Raw genomic sequence first — 19,601 nt, 5'->3', positions numbered from 1 at the left:
GTCGTGCAGGATCACGCCGGCAAAGGGCACGGGCTGCTTGGCGTCCTGCGCGAAGATCGCCTGCACGATCCAGTTCAGGCAGTCGGCCTTGCAGGTCGGGCCGTCATGCGGCACCTCCACGCGGACCAGCTGGCGGTAGCGCCGCCGCATCCGTTCCACTTCGTTGATCGTGCGCTCGTCGTTCTGGTAGGTGCCGGCGAAGATCATGTAGTTCTTGTATTCCAGCGTCGACACCATGGTCTCGAGCATCGACGCGATCACGTCGTACTCCAGCCAGGCCGGCACCATGATCGCAAGCGGCTGCTCTTCCTTGGCGCGCAGCTGTGCGGCAGTCAGCGGCGTGTAGCGGCGCTTGATGGTCAGCGATCGCCACAGCTCGCGCACCCAGTACCAGCCGTCGATGAACAGGTCATCCAGGCTGGACAGGAGGATGATCACGCCAACGACGGCGGTCACAACCTCCAGTCCGCGGTAGTAATCCGCGATCAGGTAGGGCCAGTAGAGCGAGGACATGACGCCGTGGCCTTATTGGGGATCCTTGCGCTTTCTGCGGGCGACGCGCATGGCGAGGATCAGGAACAGAAGCAGCACCAGCAGGCTGATGCTGATGGCCGGCACGCTCCACGAGATGTAGCGCCGCCACTCGAAGAAGGCGCTTTCTCCGGCGCCGGGCGGATGGCTCGCGTCGGGGTTGGCGCTGTCGATCCACGCAACCGGTCCCGCCGCGCCGATGATTGCGATGTTCCCGCGATTCAGCACAAACGGCGCATCGGTCATGCCGGGCTGCTCGCCCAGCGTGTGCCACAGCACGCCCTCCTGGCCGCCCGCGCTGACGACTTCCGCGGTGCTCAGTTGCGTCAGTCCCGAGATGTCCAGCAACGTCGTGTCCTTGCCGGCTACCTGGAGCTGTTTGCGCGCCGTCACCTTGACCGCGGGCTTGGCGCCGTCGACCGGCAGCTCCATCGCCAGGAACGCGCGCGCCGGCTTGACGGCCTGACCGGCGGGCGACACCGACAGTTCGGCGCGCGTGGCCGACACGCCGCTGGCGGCAGCGATGCCGATGACGCGCTTGATGTTGTCGGGCGCGTCGGCCAGATAGCTGTCCGGAATCAGCACCTGCGGCGACCCCGCCATCAGCGGCAGGAGGCCCACGAACGTGCCGTCCGGCTGCGCCTTGCCGGGCTTCACGTAGCTGGTCGGCAGCACATTCACGGGGTAGCCCTGCGGAATCTCGTTGCAATCCACCGAGACAGGCTGGCGTTGGAAGGTCACACGCACCGCGTTGGTCACGCCCAGCGCATAGCCGGGCACGCGCGCCGTCAGCCGCTCGGGCCGGCCGTCGGCCTCCAGTTGCTTGGCGCCCAGCAGAATGCCGTTCCAGAACACGGATGCCACCGGACGCGTCGACGAGGCCCCGGGTGCCGCCGCCACGTCCATGACCAGTTCATCCGGCACGCGGCCGTCGGTGGTCACGGCGGCCAGCGGGAACGACGCGTTCCAGTCGCCGCGCGCCACCACGTCAAAGCTCGCCGACGAGCCGCCCAGGGTCGACAGACGCACGCCGCCATCCTGCATGGATTGCGGGGGGAGGGCGGTCTGCACCTGCACCTGGCGGCTTGCCAGGATGCGGCGCCAGGCCGTGTCGAACACGCCTGCGCCTTGCGCGCCCGCGTCGGCCGCGACGGCAATCACCGCCTGACGGCCCAGCGACACCAGGCGGATCTCCTTGGACGCCAGGCCGGCGCCCGCCAGCGGCATGCGCTGCTGGCGCCACGCCTTGAAGGCGTCCGCCGCATCGGGATCGGACGCAAGCTGCGCCTGCAAAGCGTCCAGCGCCTCGTTGTATTTCGTGCTCAGCTCGGCATCGGCAATAACCACGTCGCCGGCAACGGCGGGCGCGCCCATCACCAGCAGGGCGCCGATTTCCGCGGGGTTGGCGAGCTTGTGCGTTTCCTTGCCGGCCAGCGCGGCAAACGCCGGCACCTGCCCCAGTCCGGCCGGGGCCTGCAGCCCGCGCGTGTCGACCTCCTCGCCCACCGCCGGAAAAGCCCTGACCGCCACGCGCTTGCCGCTGCGCTCCATCGCGACGCCCAGGCGCCAGGCGCTGTCGAAGGCCTGCTGGTCGAGCTTGCGGCTGGCGACCATCAGGACGGGCGTGCCGGGCAGCGAGCCCCAGGCATCGTCCAGGCTGTTGATCGCCGACGCGTCATAGCGATAGCTCAGCCGCGTCTGCGGCGAGATCGTCAGGGCATTGCCCGTGGCGCGGTTGCTTTCACAGTGGCGCAGCGCGATGTCGGACTGCCAGTCCACGCCCACGCGCAGGAATCCCGAATCGCGCGTGCGGCGTTCCACGGCGAGCGTCCGGCTGGCAGATCCTTCGCCATCGGCGACGCGCTGCGCGGTCTGCGGCACGCCGTCCAGCCACAGCACCATGTTGGTCCGGCCCGGCTCGCCCTTGGTGTAGCGCGCGTCGAAATCCAGCCGCGCGTCCGTGACCGGCACGCCGCGCGGCACGGGCAGATAGAACTCCTGCCGCGCATCGCTGTTGGACAGGACGACGGGCTCCTTGATGCCCAGGTCTTCCAGCGTGGTGCTGCGCGTCACCATGTCGTCGCTCTGCAACCGGCGCAGCGCGTCGCCGGCCGGACTGGCCAGCGCGGCCAGCGGGGCCAGCAGCCCCGCCGCGATCAGGGCGCGGCACAACGTACGGACATCGGTGGCTTGTAAGAAGGGGGGCATGAAAGCTCCAGGCAGGAAACGCATCGCAGCAAAAGGTCAGGTAGAGGAGGGGGCGGCAGCGTGGGGAGAGAACTCCGCGACGGCGCGGCCGCAGAGCGCATCGACAATGCGCTGGCTGGCCTTGCCGTCGCCGTACGGATTGATGCGCCGCGAAAAGGCGCTGTGCAGCGCGGGGTCATCAAGCAGGCGGTTGACCTCGGAGACGATGCGCCGGGTGTCGGTGCCGACCAGCGCCACCGTGCCCGCCCGCACCGCTTCGGGCCGCTCGGTGACGTCGCGCATCACCAGCACCGGCTTGCCCAGATAAGGCGCCTCTTCCTGAACCCCGCCCGAGTCGGTCAGGATCAGGTGCGAGCGCTGCATGAACCACACGAAATCCAGGTAATCCAGCGGGTCGATCAAGTGCACGTTGGCAAGGCCGGACAGCTCCGCCATCACGACCCCGCGCACCTGGGGATTCAGGTGGACCGGGTACACGATCTGCAGGTCGGCGCGCCGCGCCAGATCGGCCAGCGCCGCGCAGATGTTGCGGAAACCCTCGCCAAAGCTCTCGCGCCGGTGGCCCGTCACCAGCAGCAGCCGGCGGTTCGGGTCCAGCCACGCGTAGCGCGTGTGCAGCATGCGGCTCAGCGCGCTGCCGGCGGTCAGCTTGGCGCACGTCATCGCCAACGCGTCGATCACGGTATTGCCGGTGACGGTGATGCTGCCCGCCAGGTTTTCGCGCAACAGGTTGCCGCGCGACTCCGCAGTGGGCGCAAACAGCAGGTCGCCGATGGCGTCGACGACGCGGCGGTTCATTTCTTCGGGAAACGGCATTGCTAGGTTGCCGGTGCGCAGCCCGGCCTCGACGTGACCGATTCGCACACGCCGATGGAATGAGGCCAGCGCGCATGCCGACGCCGTGCTCGTATCGCCATGCACCAGCACGCAGTCCGGCTTCTCCGCTTCCAGCACGCTATCCACGCGGCTGATCAAACGGGCATACAAGCCGTTCAACGTCTGGTTGGGCACCATGATGTCCAGGTCGTGCTGCGCCTTCAGATTGAAGAGCGCCAGCACCTGATCCAGCATTTCCCGGTGCTGCCCGGTCACGCAGACCACACTCTGGATCTGCGGCTCGTTCTGCAACGCGGTGACCAGCGGGGCCATCTTGATGGCTTCGGGCCGCGTGCCGAATATCGACAGGACTTTCATGGCGGTGTGGCCCCCAGCGCCGGTGGCATTTTCTTGCGGCTATTTTGTCTTGAAAGCATTCGTAATATGTGTCGGATTATTTCGAGCTGTCCGGCCTTCATTCGCGCTGTGGAGAACCCCTGGGGGCCATCGCACCATAGGGGAGACATGCGCTTCATCCGCAATTTGGGGTCAAATCAGGCGCGGCTGTTACAACGACCAAGATAAAGCACGAAACAATAAATTTCCGTTATGAACGCCGGGCGCTTTAGTCGCCACTTCGGGCTGGCGGAACAGTCGCATTGCAAAACGGGGCCGTTGTGAGGATAATCACGAGTAATTCTTATTTAGATTTCCGGGCGTCCCAGGATGGCTCGAGGTCCTTCTACCGCCGTGGCCAGCGACGCGCCGTCCTCACAAATCGAATCCCTTTACACCCACCATCACGGATGGCTTCATGGGTGGCTCCGCCGTCGCCTGGGCAATTCGTGCGACGCGGCCGACCTGGCGCACGACGCTTTCGTGCGCCTCATCCAGAAGCCGCGCCGCTTCGACAGCGCACCCGAGGCCCGGGCCTATCTGCGCGCCATGGCCAACGGCATGTGCGTGGACCTGTGGCGGCGCCGCCAGATCGAGCAGATGTGGCTGGAAGAGCTGGCCGCGCGGCCCGAGGCGCTGGCGCCGTCAGCCGAGCATCAGGTCATCGTCATCCAGGCATTGCTGGAAATTGACGGGATGCTGCGCAGCATGCCGGTGAAGGCGGCCAACGCATTCGTCATGGCGGTCGCGTGCGAGATGTCGGACAAGGAAGTGGCGCAGGAACTCGGCGTGTCCACCCGGATGGTCCGCAAGTACGTCGCCCAGGCCATGCTGCACTGCCTGATGCTGGAAGCGCGATCCGTGGCCACAGACCCGCCGATCCTCGTGCATCCGGCCGCGCCCGTGGGGACCGGTTCGGCATGACGCGCCCGGATTTCCAGTTCCGAGGTGCCGCATGACCTCCTTGCAATCCGCCGCCGAGCCCACGCACCAGGCGCTTGAGCAGGCTGCCGAATGGTTTGCGCTGCTGCGCTCCGGCGAGGCCACGGCCGACGAGCGCCGGCGCTGGCAGACCTGGCTTGAACGCGCGCAGGAAAATCGGACCGCGTGGGGCTACGTCGAGCGCATCAGCAGCCAGTTCCAACCTGTCCAGTCCAGTCCCGGCCGCGATGCCGCCGCCAAGGGCTATTGCGCGGCCAACAGCCGCATGGCGCGGCGGCGTCAGATGCTGTTCGGCCTGGCTGCGCTGGCGGGCACGGGCCTGTCCGGTCTGGCGGCCTGGCGTCTCACGCCCTTGCCCGGCGTCGTGCTGGCCTGGGCGGCCGATCACCGCAGCGCCACCGGCGAGGTTCGCCGCGTCGAACTGGCCGACGGGTCCCTCGTCTGGCTCGGCACCGGCAGCGCCTTCGACGAGGATTACAGCGATGGCCTGCGCCGGCTCCGACTGTTGGCGGGTGAACTGCTGATAGAGACCGCTGCAGATCCCGCGCGCCCGTTTGTCGTCGATACGCCGCAGGGCAGGTTGCGCGCCCTCGGCACGCGATTCACGGTGCGGCTGGACGGCGACGAGACGCTGGTGGCGGTCTACAAGGGCGCTGTGGAGGCGCGCACCGCCATCACGGGCAGCACCCGCGTCGTCCAGACGGGCGAGCAGACGCGCTTCACGGACGCGACGCTGGCCGCCACGCAATCCGCCGACCCCGCGCGCGAAGCCTGGTCGCGCGGCATCCTGGTCACCAACAACACGCCGCTGGCGGACGTCGCCAGCGAACTGCAGCGCTATCGCGGCGGCGTGCTGCGCGTGGCGCCCGAGATCGCCAACCTGCCCGTCATCGGCAGTTATCCGGCCACCGACCCCGATCGGGCGCTGGCCATGCTTGAAGCTGTTCTGCCCATCCGCATCCAGCGGACCTTGCCGTGGTGGGTCAGCATCCAGCCCCGCGGCGGTCCGCTCGGCAGCCGCTGAAGCGATCCTCACCTTTTCCCGCCACCCGCCCGTCCGCGCTTCATCGAAAGTCGCGCGGCATCGCAAAAATTTTCCCCCGCCCGGTTCCGCTTTTGAGGCCCTCATTCGATTCCCCTAATGAGAGCGAATTCAATCGCACGGCTCGTCGATAAACCTCATCGGAACCCAGTTCGTCATGCCCCGTCATTCAGTCCTTGCCGCTAAACGGCCGCCCCATTCATTCCGCCGCCTCGCGGGCAGTTCCCGCCTGACCTGCTCGGCGCGTCTCGTGCAATTGGCGATCGCGGGCGGCGTGGCGGTTCTGGCGGTCAATGCGCCGGACGCCGCCGCGCAGTCCGCGGCCGCTCAACAACCCGCCGCGACCGCGACGCGGCATTACGACATCCCTGCCGGCCCCTTGAGCACGGTGCTCGCGCGCTTTGCCAGCGAATCGGGCGTGCTGGTCGCCGGCGCCGGTGAACTGGCGCAGGGCAAGCAGAGCCCGGGCGTGTCGGGCGACCTGGACCCGCGCGCCGCGTTGAATGCCTTGCTGGCAGGCACCGGCCTGGCCGCGACACCGGCAGAGGGCGGCAGCTATGTGCTGCACCGCGCGGCGCCTGCGGGCGTCGCCACGCTGGCGCCCGTCACGGTGCAAGCCGACGGGTTCGGCGTCACGGAGGGGTCGCACAGCTACGCCATGACCGGCCCCTTGTCCTTCGCCACCGGGCTGCCGCTCACGCAGCGCGAGACGCCGCAGACCATCAGCGTCATGACGCGCCAGCGCATCGAGGACGAGGGCGTCGACAGCATCGAGGCGCTGCTGGACCGCACGCCGGGCATCTCGGTGCAGAACATCGGCGCCAGCCGGTTCTCGGTGCTTTCGCGCGGCTACAACATTGACAACTACCAGTTCGATGGCGTCCTCACCGCGACCGACATCGTGTCGCAGAACATCCCGCAGAGCCAGACAGACCTGGCCATCTACGACCGGGTCGAAGTCCTGCGCGGCGCGACGGGCCTGATGACAGGGGCGGGCGATCCCTCGGGCACCGTCAACCTCATCCGCAAGAAACCGACGCGAGAGTTCCAGGGCTACGCGAGCCTGGGCGCAGGCACCTGGGGCCGCGGCCGTGGCGAACTGGATGTGGGCGGTCCCATCAACGACGCCGGCACCTTGCGCGGCCGCTTCGTCGCCGCCCACGAACAGGGCAACACCTACATCGACCACTACAAGGAAAACAAGTCGGTTTTCTACGGCGTGCTGGAGGCCGATATCACGCCCAACACGCTCCTGACCGCAGGCCTGGACTACCAGAAGAACGATCCGCGCGGGCAGTCGTCGACGGGCCTGCCGCTCTTCTACACCGACGGGCAGCAGACCGACTTCAAGGCGTCCGACAACGCGGGCGCGCGCTGGAACACCAATGAAATCCAGGTCTACAACGCCTTCCTGAATCTCGAGCACAAGTTTGCCAACGACTGGAAGCTCAAGTTCTCGGGCAATTACCTTTATGGCGAGCGCGAGTTCTCATCCGCGAACGCAAGCTGGGGCTTCGTCGAACGCAACACGGGCGACGGCGTGCAGTTCTACGGCGGTCTCGGCAGCGCCCGCCAGCGCCAGTCCGGCTTCGACGTGCAAGCGGCCGGACCGTTCGAACTCTGGGGCAGACGGCACGAGTTCGTCGTGGGCATGAACTGGGCGGAATTCAAGAACTACCACGAGCCCATGTCCGGCGCCGGCATCGAAGGCCGCGCGGTCAATGTCTACGACTGGGACAACGAAACCGCGGAGCCTACCGTGACCGGCCAGAAGCTCATGGACTATGACGGCTGGCAAAAGCAGCAGGGCGTCTATTCCGCGCTGCGCCTGAAACCCACGGACGACCTCGCCGTCATCGTGGGCGCGCGCGTCAGCAACTATCGCTACAAGCTCTCGCAGATCTACATGTCGCCCGCGCTGGCGCGGAACAACAAGATCACCGAAATGAGCGAGAGCGGCGTCGTCACGCCCTACGCCGGCGTCGTCTACGACCTGAACGACCAGCATTCCGTCTACGCCAGCTACACCAGCATCTTCAAGCCGCAAAGCGCCCGCGACCGCAACGGCAACGTGCTGGACCCGCGCACCGGCGACAACTACGAAATCGGCTTGAAGAGCGACTACTTCGGCGGCCGCCTGAGCAGCGCCATCGCGCTCTATCAGATCCGCCAGGACAACCTCGCCGAAGTGGACCAAGGGCAGTTCGTGCCCGGCACCGTGCGGGAAGCGGCCTACCGCGCCGTCAGCGGCGCCAAGACGTCGGGCCTGGATGTCGAACTCAACGGCGAGCTGGCTCCCGGCTGGCAAGCCGCGCTGAGCTACAGCTACAGCATCACCAAGGACGGCGAGGGCGCGACCATCCGCACCATCTTCCCGCGCCACATGGCCAAGCTGTGGACCACCTACCGCCTGCCCGGCGACTGGCATCGCCTGACCGTGGGCGGCGGCGTCAACTGGCAAAGCCGCATCTACTACAGCGCCACCACCTGGTCCCTGCCGGGCGTGACGCTCAAGGGCGAACAGCCGGCCTACGCCGTCGCCAACCTGATGGCGCGCTACGACTTCAACCGCCAGCTCTCGGCCACGCTGAACCTGAACAATGTGTTCGACAAGAAGTATTTGCAGGGCCTGGACACGACTTTCTACACCGGCATCTACGCGCCGACGCGCCACGCCATGCTGACGTTGAAGTACCAGTTCTGAAGCGCGGGCGGGGCAGGCTGACGCGGGCGGCTTAATGGGGCAGGCTGACGTGGGCAGCCCAATGCGAGTAAGGTACGGGGAAGGCCTTATCGCCCGGCACGCCGGCCTGTGCCGCCAGCTGGAACCTGAACACCATGAAGACTCGTCACGCAGCGCTGCGGCTGCTCATCGCAGGGGCGGCCATCGCGTCACTCGCCGCCTGCGCAGATACCCCGCAGCAACCGCGAAACAACGTGGACTACCGCAGCCGGCCGTTGGATTCGCCGGCGGGGTCGAACTCCTCCGCGAACCCCTCCGGTCAGCGTCTGACCATCCAGTCCGGCGAAGGCGAGCGGCTGAATCTTCCGTGGTTCATCGAGGACGCGCAGGACTGGGTCAACCGGCAGTGACGCGGTGACACCAGACCAGCCGCTGCGCTGCGCACGGACAAACAAAAATCCTCAAGGATTCACCTCCTTGAGGATTTTTTCTTTTGGCTGAGGCTGCGCAATATTTAATTGCGTCGGGCCAGAACTGGCTCGGGCGGGTCACTAATGGCCCGATCTTTTTTCTTTCCTTTTCAACGGCTTAATGCGACTGCGAGCCGTTGTTGGCCCGATCGGCGCCTCAAAAAAACCAATTTGCGTGATTCTTAAAACATCGGCCCGGTTCACGTCACTGATGGCCAATCGCAATCCGCTGATAAATAACCAGAAATTAATGGCGGGGAAATTCTGGCACGAAGCTTGCATATTGCCTTTCGTTCACCGTCAGTTCCCTCAACGTTGATGCCGGGCAACTCGTCCGGGTCCCACGGATCTTGCCATGCCCCTCCCAGCTGATTTGCGCTTTACGTTTGAACTTCCCGGCAGCGATGCGTCAGGGCTGACATGAATCGCATCAGACGGCTGGCGATCACATTACTTGCGCTGCTTGGCTTGGCCGGTTGCGACGTCGTGCAACCCAAGGAGGACATGGTGCCTACGTCCCTGACAGGCATTGATCATTTGGCCGACCACGTCAGCGTCCAGAATTTCTGGGTCAATGGAAGCAGTGGCCACCAGGCGGGTACGGGAGGCAGCATTGTTTGCTGCGCGAATCTGCCTCGGAAATGGCGTCCTGACCTGAAAGTGCTGGTGAGCTGGAACGTGACCAATTGGCGTGACTGCGGCGGCGAACGCCGCGAACGCTGGGTGCCTGTCGAGCGTTATGAGCAGGTTGGAAGTCTGTTCATCCACTTCCTGTCGGACGGAAGCGTCCGCGCCATTTCGTCCAACATCAGCCCTGGGTATGGGAATGATGAGTACCTTGGTCCTCAAGACCCCATTCCCAGAAAGAACCCCTGGCATGCCTACGGTGACTATGGCGAACGGTGTCCATCCCGCGGCGGCCCCGTCGTCCTGGAGGAGGCAAATTGATATGAACCGCGCCACACGGTTGACGATGAGTTTGGTGTTGCTGCTGGGCTTGGCAGGTTGCGACGCTGTCCGGCCAAAAGAAGACATGGTGCCGACATCTCTGTCGGGGATCGACCACCTGCCAGACCACCTAAGTGTTCAAGACTTCTGGGTCAATGGCGCCAGCGGCCATCAGGCCGGTACGGGAGGCAGCATCGTTTGCTGCGGGAAGCTGCCCCGGAAATGGCGGCCTGATCTGACCGTGCTGGTGAGTTGGGGCGTGACCAACTGGCGCGACTGCACCTGGGAAAGCCATGAGCGCCGGGTGCCGGTGGAGCGTTATGAGCAGGTAGGAAGTCTCTTCATCCACTTTCTGTCCGACGGCAGCGTTCGTGCCATTTCTTCAAACATCAGTCCCGGGTATGGGAATAAGGATTACCCCGGTCCCCATGACCCGATAGCCAGCATCAGGCCATCCAAAATTTACGGCGCGTGGTCACCCCGCTGTCCTGTGGGCGCTGAACCCACACTGATCGAATCCCTGGACGAGTAGGCGCGTCCTTCAAGAATGACTGGGAACAACAAGGAATCTGGATGAACGAAGTTTTTAGAACGCATCCGCTCGGCCAAACCCCCGGGATCGAGCCGATATTTCCGCAATGCATTCCCGCATCGGAAAAGTGTGAGGTGAATCTGCAAATCGGCATCTTCTTTGACGGCACGGGCAACAACCAGGATTGGGATGATGCGGACGGCTGTGAGCCAGGTCTCGGGCCGGGGATGACTCAAAGGACGGCGCGTAAGGACAGTAACGTGGCCAGGCTGTTCCGGGCATATCCTGAAATCGAACATGAAGGCAAGTATCGGCTCTATGTTCCCGGTGTGGGTACGCCATTTCCGGAGATTGGCGAGAACGTCTATGCCTCGTTCGGCGCGGCAATGGGGCGCGGGGGCGATGGGCGCATCAACTACGCACTGCTTGGCGTGCTGAACGTAATCCATCGCTCGATCACCGGCGGGCGCATTCGATATGCGCCCGAAGTCATTCTGGCCCTGTGCCGCAACGGCAAACGCGGATACAGCCGAAAGCACGCTATCCATCACCCGCTGAAAAGGGATCAGGACGGCCAGGCGCTGGATGCGGTGGGCATGCGTACAGAAGGTGGTTTGCTCTGTGAAAGCAACGGAGAGCGCTCTCATGCGGAAGCCTTTTTTAAGCGCAAGACCCAACTACTGGCGGCCAAGATTGCCACTACCAGCAAACCGACGTTGGTGGATATCTCTTTGGATGTATTTGGGTTTTCCCGTGGAGCCTCCCAAGCGCGGGTATTCTGCAATTGGCTGCTGGCGATGATGGAAGGCGGCCGTTTGTGTGGCGTGCCCACGCGCATTCGCTTTCTCGGGCTGTTTGACACGGTGGCATCGGTCGGCCTGCCGAATAGCGCTGGCGGTGACGGACACTTCGCCTGGGCCTCGGCCACCGCATTGCGCGTCCCCAGCCATGTGCAATGCGTGCACTACACCGCGATGCACGAGAATCGCGCTTCGTTCCCGCTGGAAAGTTTGCGCGGCCCTGATGGGGCTCTCGCGAGAAAGCACAAGCAGTACGCGCTGCCCGGCATGCATTCCGATGTGGGCGGCGGCTATCTGCCAGGTAGTCAGGGCCGCGGACCGAGCGGGCAGCACGATGATATGTTGTCGCAGGTACCCTTGATGCTGATGTACGAAGCGGCGAGGGAGGCGCAAGTTCCACTGGACCGTACCGATACCGCCAAACTCGACGGCTATGACGCTTTCGCCATCGCCCCAAATGTCCTCCAGGCCTACACCGCCTTCATGCAGGCGACCCCAGCCGCAGCGACGACAGCCCAATCGCTGATTCCCTACCTGGCCTGGCGCTATCAGGTGCGCGACGTCTACGCCTCCCAGCTATCCTGGGTAGCGCGCACCCGAGAGAAATCTCCCAAGGATTTCAAGGATCTGGAGGGAGCCAATCAGACATTGTTCGGAGACGTCGCCGCGTTGGAAGGCCAGACGGATGAAGAAAAGCAGCGCTACCAGATCGCCGCCACAGCGAGTCCTTCGCTATATGCCGGCTTACTCGTGGGCAGGCTCGTTCGCCGCGCCATGCTGGCCGGCGATGCGCAAAATGTATTGACGCACGTAAAGGCGCACCCGATATTGGGCACGCCACAAAACCCTGAACACCTGACGCCGCAAGCCTATCTGTTCGCCAACTACGCGCACGATTCCTACGCGGGCTTTCGCCTTTTCGACCACCCGATTTCCCTGGCTGGCTGCAAGGACCCGCTGCCCCGCAGTTGGGAACTCCAAGGCTATCTTCGCTACCGTCGCGTATACCGAGGCACGGACGATGCGCTGACGATGGCGCCGCCCACGGAACAGCAACGACAGGATGCAGAGCAACGCGAAAGGGAAGCCCAGTTGCGCAGCATGCAGAACAGCGTCGACTTTCGAAAGTTATTCAATGGGTCCTGGTAGGCGCTGCGTCAAAACGGCGCAAAAAAAAAGGCCAACTTTATTAAGTTGGCCTTTTTAACTACTTGAAAATAAGCGGAAATTTGGTGGAGCCGGGGGGAATTGAACCCCCGTCCGCAAGCCCTCCGCAACCAGTTCTACATGCGTAGTCGATTTATTTGGTTTTAACTTTGGACTTAGCCAACCGACAGGCCGGACCAAAGCGATTCACGTAATTTAAATCTGAGCCGTGTGACCCCAGCGCAGACCGATTCCTTGTGAATGTCGCTGCTGCGGTTCGAGGGTTACCCCCCTAGGAAGTTGCCTTCCTCCGCCTGACCCAAGGACAGATCAGTGCAGCGGCTCACCGCTTAAGCGGCGAGAGCGAAACGCTCGTCGTTGGCGTTTGTAGTGTTCCAGTGGTTTAACGAGCGTACTGGTGCTCGGCATGCCCTGAGTTGTTTCGCGACCCACGTCGAATCCGGATCGGCCCCAAGACCTTCCATTGTACTGCAAATGCAACAGCCTGCCATCCTGCAAATCCAAGTGGTCGCAAGCGTGGCTGGGGCGAGACAGGCCTTCACGTCAGGCCGCGTTGGCGCACGCCGTCTTGGACTGTCGCCGGCCGCGCGACGCTGCCATCATCAGCGCGGCCAGAATCACGGAAACCGCCACGATGACGGCCGCGGCGCCGCCCAGCGTCGCCAGGCCGTAGTGGTCGATGACGTGTCCGCCAACGACCGCGCCCAGGCCGATGCCGATGTTCGCGCCGGAGATGTTCAGGGACGCGGCAAACGCGGGCGCCTCGGGGGCGGACTTCATCAGCCGTACGTGGCAGACGATGAAAAGCGCGGCCTGGGCGATGCCCCAGATGCCCAGCGCGACGGCCAGCAGGCCGTGCGACTGCATGGCTGGCGCGACGAACGTCAGACCCACCGCCATCAGCGACGAGAACAGGGCCGTGGCGCCCAGCGGGCTGCGGTCCACCAGGCGTCCGCCCAGCGTGTTGCCCACGAGTCCGACGGCGCCGAACGCCATCATCGTCCAGCCGACAGTCTTGCCGTCAAAGCCGCCCAATCGCTCCAGCATGTCCGCCAGATAGGTATAGGCCGTGAACATGCCGGTGAACACCAGCAGCGACAGCACCACGTGGCTCACCACGATCGGTTTGCGCAGAATGCGCAGTTGCGTGACGAGGCGCACGCTGTCGGCGCGGATGCGCATGCTGGGGAAGGTCAGGAACAGCAGCAGGGCCTTCGCAAACGCCACGGCAGACAGCACCCAGAAGGCGGCGCGCCATCCGAAGGCGTCCGAGATCAGCACGCCCAGGGGAATGCCGAACACCGTGGCGGCCACGATGCCGAAGGCCACTGTCGAAATGGCGCGTCCGGCGCGCGCGGGACCCACCAGTTCCACGGCGGTGGCGCTGGCCAACGACCAGAACACCGGCAGGGCCAGCGCCGGTACAAAGCGGGCGATCGCCATGATCCAGATATTGGGCGCCACGGCCGCCAGCGCATTGGACAGGCCAAACAGCACCAGCACCCCGATGAACAGGCGCTTACGCTCCATGTTGGCCATCAGGGCGGTGAGCAAGGGGCCGGTCGCGGCGACCGTGAAGGCAAACAACGTCACCAAGAGCCCTGCCTGGGAGACGGTCACGTCCAGGTCGCGGGCAAGGCCGGGCAGCAGCCCCACGATCAGGAACTCGGTGGTCAGAATGGTGAAGCCGGCGGCGGAAAGTAGCAGGATGGGCAAAAGCATAGGCATTCCTTGGGCGCGAGGCTGGATGGCGCCGCGCGGGCAGGGAGTTGAAGGCAAGGTCAAAAGGTCTGGCGTGCGCCGCGTCAATGTGACAGGGCACGGTGCGGCGGGACGCTGAGGTCCGCCAGCACGGAGATGTCGTCGCGGCCTGCAGAGGGCTGCAACGCCGGCATGCGCCGGAAACGGGGCGATCCGGACAACCCGGATCGCGATGCACGGTTCACACTTTAGGGGAGATCCCCGACCGGATAAACCCCCGGCATCCGGATAGATTGTTCGGCCAGTCGCACTAATGGGACCGAACAATCGCGGCCGTCGGGGGCGCGATCAGCCGGGTGCGGGTCAAAGGGAATGGCTCAAAGGGAACGGCTTGGCCGATAGCGCGACGGGTCGGCTGACGGCCCAAGTCCGTCCTTCAGCGCAGGTCGCGGGGCAGCAGCGGCTCGATGGCGGACCACAGTTCCGCGGGCGAATTCGCGCAGGTTTCCGCCTGCCAGGCAATCACGTTGTCGTCTTCGCCGACGTAACCATAGGCCGCGGCCACGGCCGGCATGCCCGCGGCGTGGGCCGCCTGGATATCGCGCAGATCATCGCCGACATAAACGCAGCGATCGGTCCCAAAGCCGGCTTCGCGCGCGGCGTGCTGCAAGGGCAGGGGATGCGGCTTGGCGTGGGCGGTCGTGTCGCCGCAGACCAGCACGGCGCTGTCGCGCGTCAGGTCCAGGAACTCGACGATGGGCAAGGTCAGGTAGGTGACCTTGTTGGTGACGATGCCCCAGGACATGCCGCGGTCGCGGATGTCGGCCAGCAGCGCTTCGATGCCGGGGAACAGCTTGCTGTGCACCGTTGAACTGGCGGCGTAGTCTTCCAGGAACTGCAGGCGCGTGGGCTCGTAGTCCGCGTCGCCCGGTTGCAGGTTCAGCGCCACACGCAGCAGTCCGCGCGCGCCCTGGGATGCCACGGGGCGCAGCGCTTCATATGCCATCGGCTCAAGCCCGCGGCGGGTGCGCTGACGGTTCGCGGCGGCTGCCAGGTCGGGGGCGGTGTCGGCCAGGGTGCCGTCGAAATCGAACAGGATCAGGGCGCTCATTTACGGGTAGCCATCAGATAGTTGACCGAGGTGTCGGAAGTCAGCGAGTAAATCTGGGTGATCGGGTTGTATTCCATGCCGCGCATGCTCACCGGCTCCAGGGCGGCGCCACGCGCCGCCGCCGACAACTCGCTCGGCTTGATGAACTGGTCGTAGGTGTGGGTGCCGCGGGGCAGGAGGCGCAGGACGTATTCCGCGCCGATGATCGCGAACACGAAGGACTTGGCGTTCCGGTTCAGCGTGGAAAAGAACACCCAGCCGCCGGGTTTCACCAGCGTCGAGCAGGCGCGCACGATCGAGGCCGGATCCGGCACGTGCTCCAGCATTTCCATGCAGGTCACCACGTCGTACTGGCCCGGCTGCTCGGCAGCCAGTTCCTCGACGGGCACCTTGCGGTACTCCACCTTCACGCCCGATTCCAGGCCGTGCAGGCGCGCGATCTTCAGGGACTTGTCCGCCAGGTCGATGCCGGTCACGTCGGCGCCGCTGCGGGCCATGGCTTCCGACAGGATGCCGCCGCCGCAGCCGACGTCCAGCACCTTGCGGCCGGCCAGGCTGCCCGCGCATTCCTGGATCCATTCCAGTCGCAGCGGATTGATGGCGTGCAGCGGCTTGAACTCGCTTTCGGGATCCCACCAGCGGCTGGCCAGGGCGCTGAACTTGTCGATTTCGGCCTGATCGGCGTTGACGGAGGCTTGCGCGGTGTCGTGAGTTTGCGTGTTCATGGGCGGTCCGGCGTAAGGCTGCTCTATATATAGAGGGGTCCAGCGCGCTAGGCGAGGAGGGGGCTCGCCGACGCGCCAGATGAGCGCGTCGCAGGCGAAAAAAAGGGCCTCGCTATGCGAGGCCCCCTTATTGTAGCTAGTCCGGCAATTACTTGCGGCTACCCACGATTTCGATCTCAACGCGACGGTTCTGGGCGCGGCCTTCCTTCGTCTTGTTGGAAGCGATCGGCTGCAGTTCGCCCTTGCCTTCCGTATAGATACGGTTGGGGTCGATGCCCAGGCTGACCAGGTAAGCCTTGACCGAAGCGGCGCGGCGCTCGGACAGCTTCTGGTTGTACTGTTCGGTACCGATCGAGTCGGTGTGGCCGACGGCGATGATGGTTTCCAGATCGATGGTGCTGGCTTGCTGAGCGACTTGCTGCAGCAGCTGACGACCTTCGGGCTTCAGGGTCGACTTGTCGAAGTCGAAGAACGTGTCAGCATTGAACACGACCTTTGCCGCCATCGGGGCCGGCTTCGCCTTCTGTTGGGCAACCGGGACGCCGTCGCAACCGGGGATACCGGTGGCCGGGGTCCAGAAGGCATCGCGCCAGCACAGTTCGTTCGTACCGTTCTTCCAAACGTTACCGAACGGGTTGCGCCAGTTGTCCACGGTTTGCGCGGAAGCTACACCAGAGGCCGTGACGGCGGCGAAGGCGAGCGCCAGAGCGAATTTGGAGGGTTTGTTCATGTTTCTCCTCGTTGAGCTTGAAGCTGGATAAGTGACTCGCAGCGAACCCCCGCCGCATATCAGGAAAACGGGGCCAGTATAGCAACGCCAAGAGCTGGTTCAAAGGAATAGCTACTGGGTTTCCTGCGTGCTGGAAACAATCTTAAGGCATTTGGGGGGCTTTGGCTTCCCTGGACAGGCGCATTAATGCTGGATATGACGTTTTCGGCACTCCTGCCGTTTCCCATGTTGGTTTTTGACAACAGGGCCGCAGGGCTCGGGTGGGCGTGGCCGGGCGGCGTTTCTGATCTGTCCGTTGCGGCCCGCTTGCGGAGCCATCGGACGGCCCATCGGACCGGTCCCCCAATCGAATGATAGAATTTCCTGTTTACCCGGCCCGGGTTCCTCCTTACACGATTCTGTCGTTATATATATGGATTCCTTTGCCAAGGAGACGCTTCCGGTATCGCTGGAAGAAGAGATGCGCCGCAGTTACCTCGATTACGCGATGAGCGTGATCGTCGGTCGGGCGCTACCGGATGTGCGGGACGGCTTGAAGCCTGTCCACCGGCGCGTGCTCTACGCGATGCACGAGCTGAACAACGACTGGAACCGCGCCTATAAGAAGTCCGCGCGTATCGTCGGGGACGTCATCGGTAAGTACCACCCCCACGGCGACCAGTCCGTTTACGACACCATTGTCCGCATGGCGCAGGATTTTTCCATGCGCTACATGCTGGTCGACGGCCAGGGCAACTTCGGTTCCATCGACGGCGACAACGCCGCGGCGATGCGTTACACCGAAATCCGCCTGGCCAAGATCGCCCACGAACTGCTGGCCGACATCGACCAGGAAACCGTCGACTTCGGACCCAACTACGACGGCAGCGAACAGGAACCGCTGCTGCTGCCGTCGCGCCTGCCCAACCTGCTGGTCAACGGCAGCTCCGGCATCGCGGTGGGCATGGCCACGAACATTCCGCCGCACAACCTCCAGGAAGTGGTCGACGGGTGCCTGTACTGCCTGCGCAATCCGGCTTGCACGGTCGATGAGCTGATCGAGCTCATCCCGGCGCCGGACTTCCCCACGGGCGGCATCATCTACGGCATGTCCGGCGTGCGCGAAGGCTATCGCACGGGTCGCGGCCGCGTCATCATGCGCGCCAAGACCCACTTCGAAGACATGGAGAAGGGCAATCGCCAGGCGATCGTGATCGACGCGATTCCCTACCAGGTCAACAAGAAGACGCTGCAGGAACGCATCGCCGAGCTGGTCAACGACAAGAAGATCGAAGGCATCTCCGACATCCGCGACGAGTCGGACAAGGACGGCATGCGTCTTGTCATCGAACTCAAGCGCGGTGAAGTGCCCGAGGTCGTGCTGAACAACCTCTACAAGAACACCCAGCTCCAGGATACCTTCGGGATGAACCTGGTGGCGCTGGTCGATGGCCAGCCCCGCCTGCTCAACCTGAAGCAGATGATCGACTACTTCCTGCAGCATCGCCGGGAAGTGGTCACGCGCCGCACGGTATTCCAATTGCGCAAGGCCCGCGAACGCGGCCACGTGCTGGAAGGCCTGGCGGTGGCGCTGGCCAACATCGACGATTTCATCGCGATCATCAAGGCAGCGCCGACCCCGCCGGTCGCCCGTCAGGAACTGATGGCGAAGTCCTGGGATTCGTCGCTGGTGCGCGAAATGCTGTCGCGCGCCGACGGCGACACGCCGGGCGGACGCGCGGCGTTCCGACCGGACGACCTGGGCGTCGAGTTCGGTCTTCAGGGCGACGGCCTGTATCGCCTGAGCGATACGCAGGCTCAGGAAATCCTGAACATGCGCCTGCAACGCCTGACCGGGCTGGAGCAGGACAAGATCGTCGGCGAGTACAAGGACATCATGTCCACGATCGCCGACCTGCTGGACATCCTGGCCCGTCCCGAGCGCATCACGTCCATCATCAGTGAAGAGCTGCAGGCCATCAAGGCCGAGTTCTCGACCGGCGCCAAGGACTCGCGCCGTTCGGAAATCGAACTGAATGCGACGGAACTCGACACCGAAGACCTGATCACGCCGACCGACATGGTCGTGACGCTGTCGCACGGCGGCTACATCAAGAGCCAGCCGTTGTCCGAGTACCGCTCGCAAAAACGCGGCGGTCGCGGCAAGCAGGCCACGGCCATGAAGGAAAACGACTGGATCGACCAGCTCTTCATCGCGAACACGCACGACTTCCTGCTGTGCTTCTCGAACCGCGGCCGCGTGTACTGGCTGAAGGTCTGGGAAGTGCCGCAAGGCACGCGCAATTCGCGCGGCAAGCCGATCGTCAACATGTTCCCGCTGGCTGACGGCGAGAAGATCACGGTGGTGCTGCCGGTCAAGGAATTCAGCGAAGACCACTTCGTCTTCATGGCGACCTCGCGCGGCACGGTCAAGAAGACCCCGCTGTCCGACTTCTCCAACCCGCGCAAGGCCGGCATCATCGCTGTCGACCTTGACGATGGCGACTACCTGATCGGCGCTGATCTCACCGACGGCAAGCACGACGTCATGTTGTTCTCGGACGCAGGCAAGGCCGTGCGTTTCGACGAAAACGACGTGCGTCCGATGGGCCGCAACGCCCGCGGCGTGCGCGGCATGATGCTCGAGGACACGCAGACGGTCATCGCGCTGCTGGTTGCGGGCGACGAGACGCAGACGGTGCTGACCGCCACGGAAAATGGCTACGGTAAGCGCACGCCGATCGCAGAGTACACGCGCCACGGCCGCGGCACGAAGGGCATGATCGCCATCCAGACCACCTCGCGCAACGGCAAGGTGGT

At 64.4% G+C, this 19,601-nt stretch carries 15 protein-coding genes and 1 other RNA gene; 8 read left to right on the top strand and 8 right to left on the bottom strand.

Features of this window, described 5'->3' with window-relative positions; all coding sequences use genetic code 11:
* The 3 genes from RT697_RS23240 to wecB form a co-directional block, all read right to left on the bottom strand.
* Nucleotides 1–513: glycosyltransferase (locus tag RT697_RS23240; RefSeq protein ID WP_313702065.1), on the bottom strand; the 513-nt coding region annotated here is incomplete at its 3' end.
* Between the two features lie 12 nt (nucleotides 514–525).
* Nucleotides 526–2,739 carry a cellulose biosynthesis cyclic di-GMP-binding regulatory protein BcsB gene (locus RT697_RS23235; protein ID WP_313702063.1) on the bottom strand — a complete coding sequence of 738 codons (2,214 nt, stop codon included), beginning with the start codon at nucleotides 2,737–2,739 and terminating at the stop codon, nucleotides 526–528.
* A gap of 36 nt (nucleotides 2,740–2,775) precedes the next feature.
* Entirely contained in the window at nucleotides 2,776–3,933 is a 1,158-nt protein-coding gene (gene wecB / locus RT697_RS23230; protein WP_313702062.1) for a non-hydrolyzing UDP-N-acetylglucosamine 2-epimerase, read from the bottom strand.
* Between the two features lie 348 nt (nucleotides 3,934–4,281).
* Here wecB and RT697_RS23225 point away from each other — a divergent pair, with 348 nt between their 5' ends.
* From RT697_RS23225 to RT697_RS23195, 7 genes are all read left to right on the top strand, one after another.
* Entirely contained in the window at nucleotides 4,282–4,875 is a 594-nt protein-coding gene (locus RT697_RS23225) for a sigma-70 family RNA polymerase sigma factor (protein WP_313702060.1), read from the top strand.
* Between the two features lie 31 nt (nucleotides 4,876–4,906).
* Nucleotides 4,907–5,917 (top strand): FecR domain-containing protein, encoded by a 1,011-nt coding sequence (locus RT697_RS23220; RefSeq protein ID WP_313702058.1) that lies wholly within the window; start codon nucleotides 4,907–4,909, stop codon nucleotides 5,915–5,917.
* 268 nt (nucleotides 5,918–6,185) lie between these two features.
* On the top strand, nucleotides 6,186–8,639 hold the full coding sequence (locus RT697_RS23215; protein WP_313702057.1) for a TonB-dependent siderophore receptor: 2,454 nt from the start codon (nucleotides 6,186–6,188) through the stop codon (nucleotides 8,637–8,639).
* 134 nt (nucleotides 8,640–8,773) lie between these two features.
* Complete coding sequence (locus RT697_RS23210) at nucleotides 8,774–9,028, top strand: hypothetical protein (protein WP_313702055.1); 255 nt, start codon at nucleotides 8,774–8,776, stop codon at nucleotides 9,026–9,028.
* Between the two features lie 480 nt (nucleotides 9,029–9,508).
* On the top strand, nucleotides 9,509–10,036 hold the full coding sequence (locus RT697_RS23205; RefSeq protein ID WP_313702053.1) for a DUF3304 domain-containing protein: 528 nt from the start codon (nucleotides 9,509–9,511) through the stop codon (nucleotides 10,034–10,036).
* Nucleotide 10,037: 1 nt separating this feature from the next.
* Nucleotides 10,038–10,568, top strand: coding sequence for a DUF3304 domain-containing protein (locus RT697_RS23200; protein WP_313702052.1), 531 nt, complete (start codon nucleotides 10,038–10,040; stop codon nucleotides 10,566–10,568).
* Nucleotides 10,569–10,609: 41 nt separating this feature from the next.
* The gene (locus tag RT697_RS23195; RefSeq protein ID WP_313702050.1) at nucleotides 10,610–12,517 is read left to right on the top strand and encodes a DUF2235 domain-containing protein; all 1,908 of its coding nucleotides are present in this window, start codon (nucleotides 10,610–10,612) and stop codon (nucleotides 12,515–12,517) included.
* 81 nt (nucleotides 12,518–12,598) lie between these two features.
* Here the strand turns inward: RT697_RS23195 and ssrA are convergent.
* From ssrA to ompA, 5 genes are all read right to left on the bottom strand, one after another.
* Nucleotides 12,599–12,987, bottom strand: a transfer-messenger RNA (tmRNA) gene (gene ssrA / locus RT697_RS23190).
* Between the two features lie 91 nt (nucleotides 12,988–13,078).
* Nucleotides 13,079–14,257: an MFS transporter gene (locus RT697_RS23185; RefSeq protein ID WP_313702048.1), complete on the bottom strand. Its 1,179-nt coding sequence runs from the start codon at nucleotides 14,255–14,257 to the stop codon at nucleotides 13,079–13,081.
* Nucleotides 14,258–14,672: 415 nt separating this feature from the next.
* Nucleotides 14,673–15,347 (bottom strand): HAD-IA family hydrolase, encoded by a 675-nt coding sequence (locus RT697_RS23180; protein WP_313702046.1) that lies wholly within the window; start codon nucleotides 15,345–15,347, stop codon nucleotides 14,673–14,675.
* Nucleotides 15,344–16,072, bottom strand: coding sequence for a bifunctional 2-polyprenyl-6-hydroxyphenol methylase/3-demethylubiquinol 3-O-methyltransferase UbiG (gene ubiG, locus RT697_RS23175; protein WP_105237922.1), 729 nt, complete (start codon nucleotides 16,070–16,072; stop codon nucleotides 15,344–15,346). Before ubiG ends, RT697_RS23180 begins: the two co-directional genes overlap by 4 nt.
* Before the next feature lie 148 nt (nucleotides 16,073–16,220).
* Entirely contained in the window at nucleotides 16,221–16,802 is a 582-nt protein-coding gene (gene ompA / locus RT697_RS23170) for an outer membrane protein OmpA (RefSeq protein WP_056322232.1), read from the bottom strand.
* Between the two features lie 412 nt (nucleotides 16,803–17,214).
* Here ompA and gyrA point away from each other — a divergent pair.
* Nucleotides 17,215–19,601 (top strand): DNA gyrase subunit A (gene gyrA / locus RT697_RS23165; RefSeq protein ID WP_313702045.1); only part of this gene is annotated, 2,387 nt, incomplete at its 3' end.

The sequence above is a fragment of the Achromobacter sp. genome (genome assembly GCF_032113835.1).
Classification (GTDB): Bacteria; Pseudomonadota; Gammaproteobacteria; order Burkholderiales; family Burkholderiaceae_B; genus Achromobacter.
This window is presented reverse-complemented; position numbering and strand designations above follow the sequence as displayed.

Bases quoted from the DNA above. Each gene is read 5' to 3' on its own strand.
- RT697_RS23235 (WP_313702063.1), bottom strand. From the start codon at position 2,739: ATGCCCCCCTTCTTACAAGCCACCGATGTCCGTACGTTGTGCCGCGCC.
- wecB (WP_313702062.1), bottom strand. From the start codon at position 3,933: ATGAAAGTCCTGTCGATATTCGGCACGCGGCCCGAAGCCATCAAGATG.
- RT697_RS23225 (WP_313702060.1), top strand. From the start codon at position 4,282: ATGGCTCGAGGTCCTTCTACCGCCGTGGCCAGCGACGCGCCGTCCTCA.
- RT697_RS23220 (WP_313702058.1), top strand. From the start codon at position 4,907: ATGACCTCCTTGCAATCCGCCGCCGAGCCCACGCACCAGGCGCTTGAG.
- RT697_RS23210 (WP_313702055.1), top strand. From the start codon at position 8,774: ATGAAGACTCGTCACGCAGCGCTGCGGCTGCTCATCGCAGGGGCGGCC.
- RT697_RS23205 (WP_313702053.1), top strand. From the start codon at position 9,509: ATGAATCGCATCAGACGGCTGGCGATCACATTACTTGCGCTGCTTGGC.
- RT697_RS23200 (WP_313702052.1), top strand. From the start codon at position 10,038: ATGAACCGCGCCACACGGTTGACGATGAGTTTGGTGTTGCTGCTGGGC.
- RT697_RS23195 (WP_313702050.1), top strand. From the start codon at position 10,610: ATGAACGAAGTTTTTAGAACGCATCCGCTCGGCCAAACCCCCGGGATC.
- RT697_RS23185 (WP_313702048.1), bottom strand. From the start codon at position 14,257: ATGCTTTTGCCCATCCTGCTACTTTCCGCCGCCGGCTTCACCATTCTG.
- RT697_RS23180 (WP_313702046.1), bottom strand. From the start codon at position 15,347: ATGAGCGCCCTGATCCTGTTCGATTTCGACGGCACCCTGGCCGACACC.
- ubiG (WP_105237922.1), bottom strand. From the start codon at position 16,072: ATGAACACGCAAACTCACGACACCGCGCAAGCCTCCGTCAACGCCGAT.
- ompA (WP_056322232.1), bottom strand. From the start codon at position 16,802: ATGAACAAACCCTCCAAATTCGCTCTGGCGCTCGCCTTCGCCGCCGTC.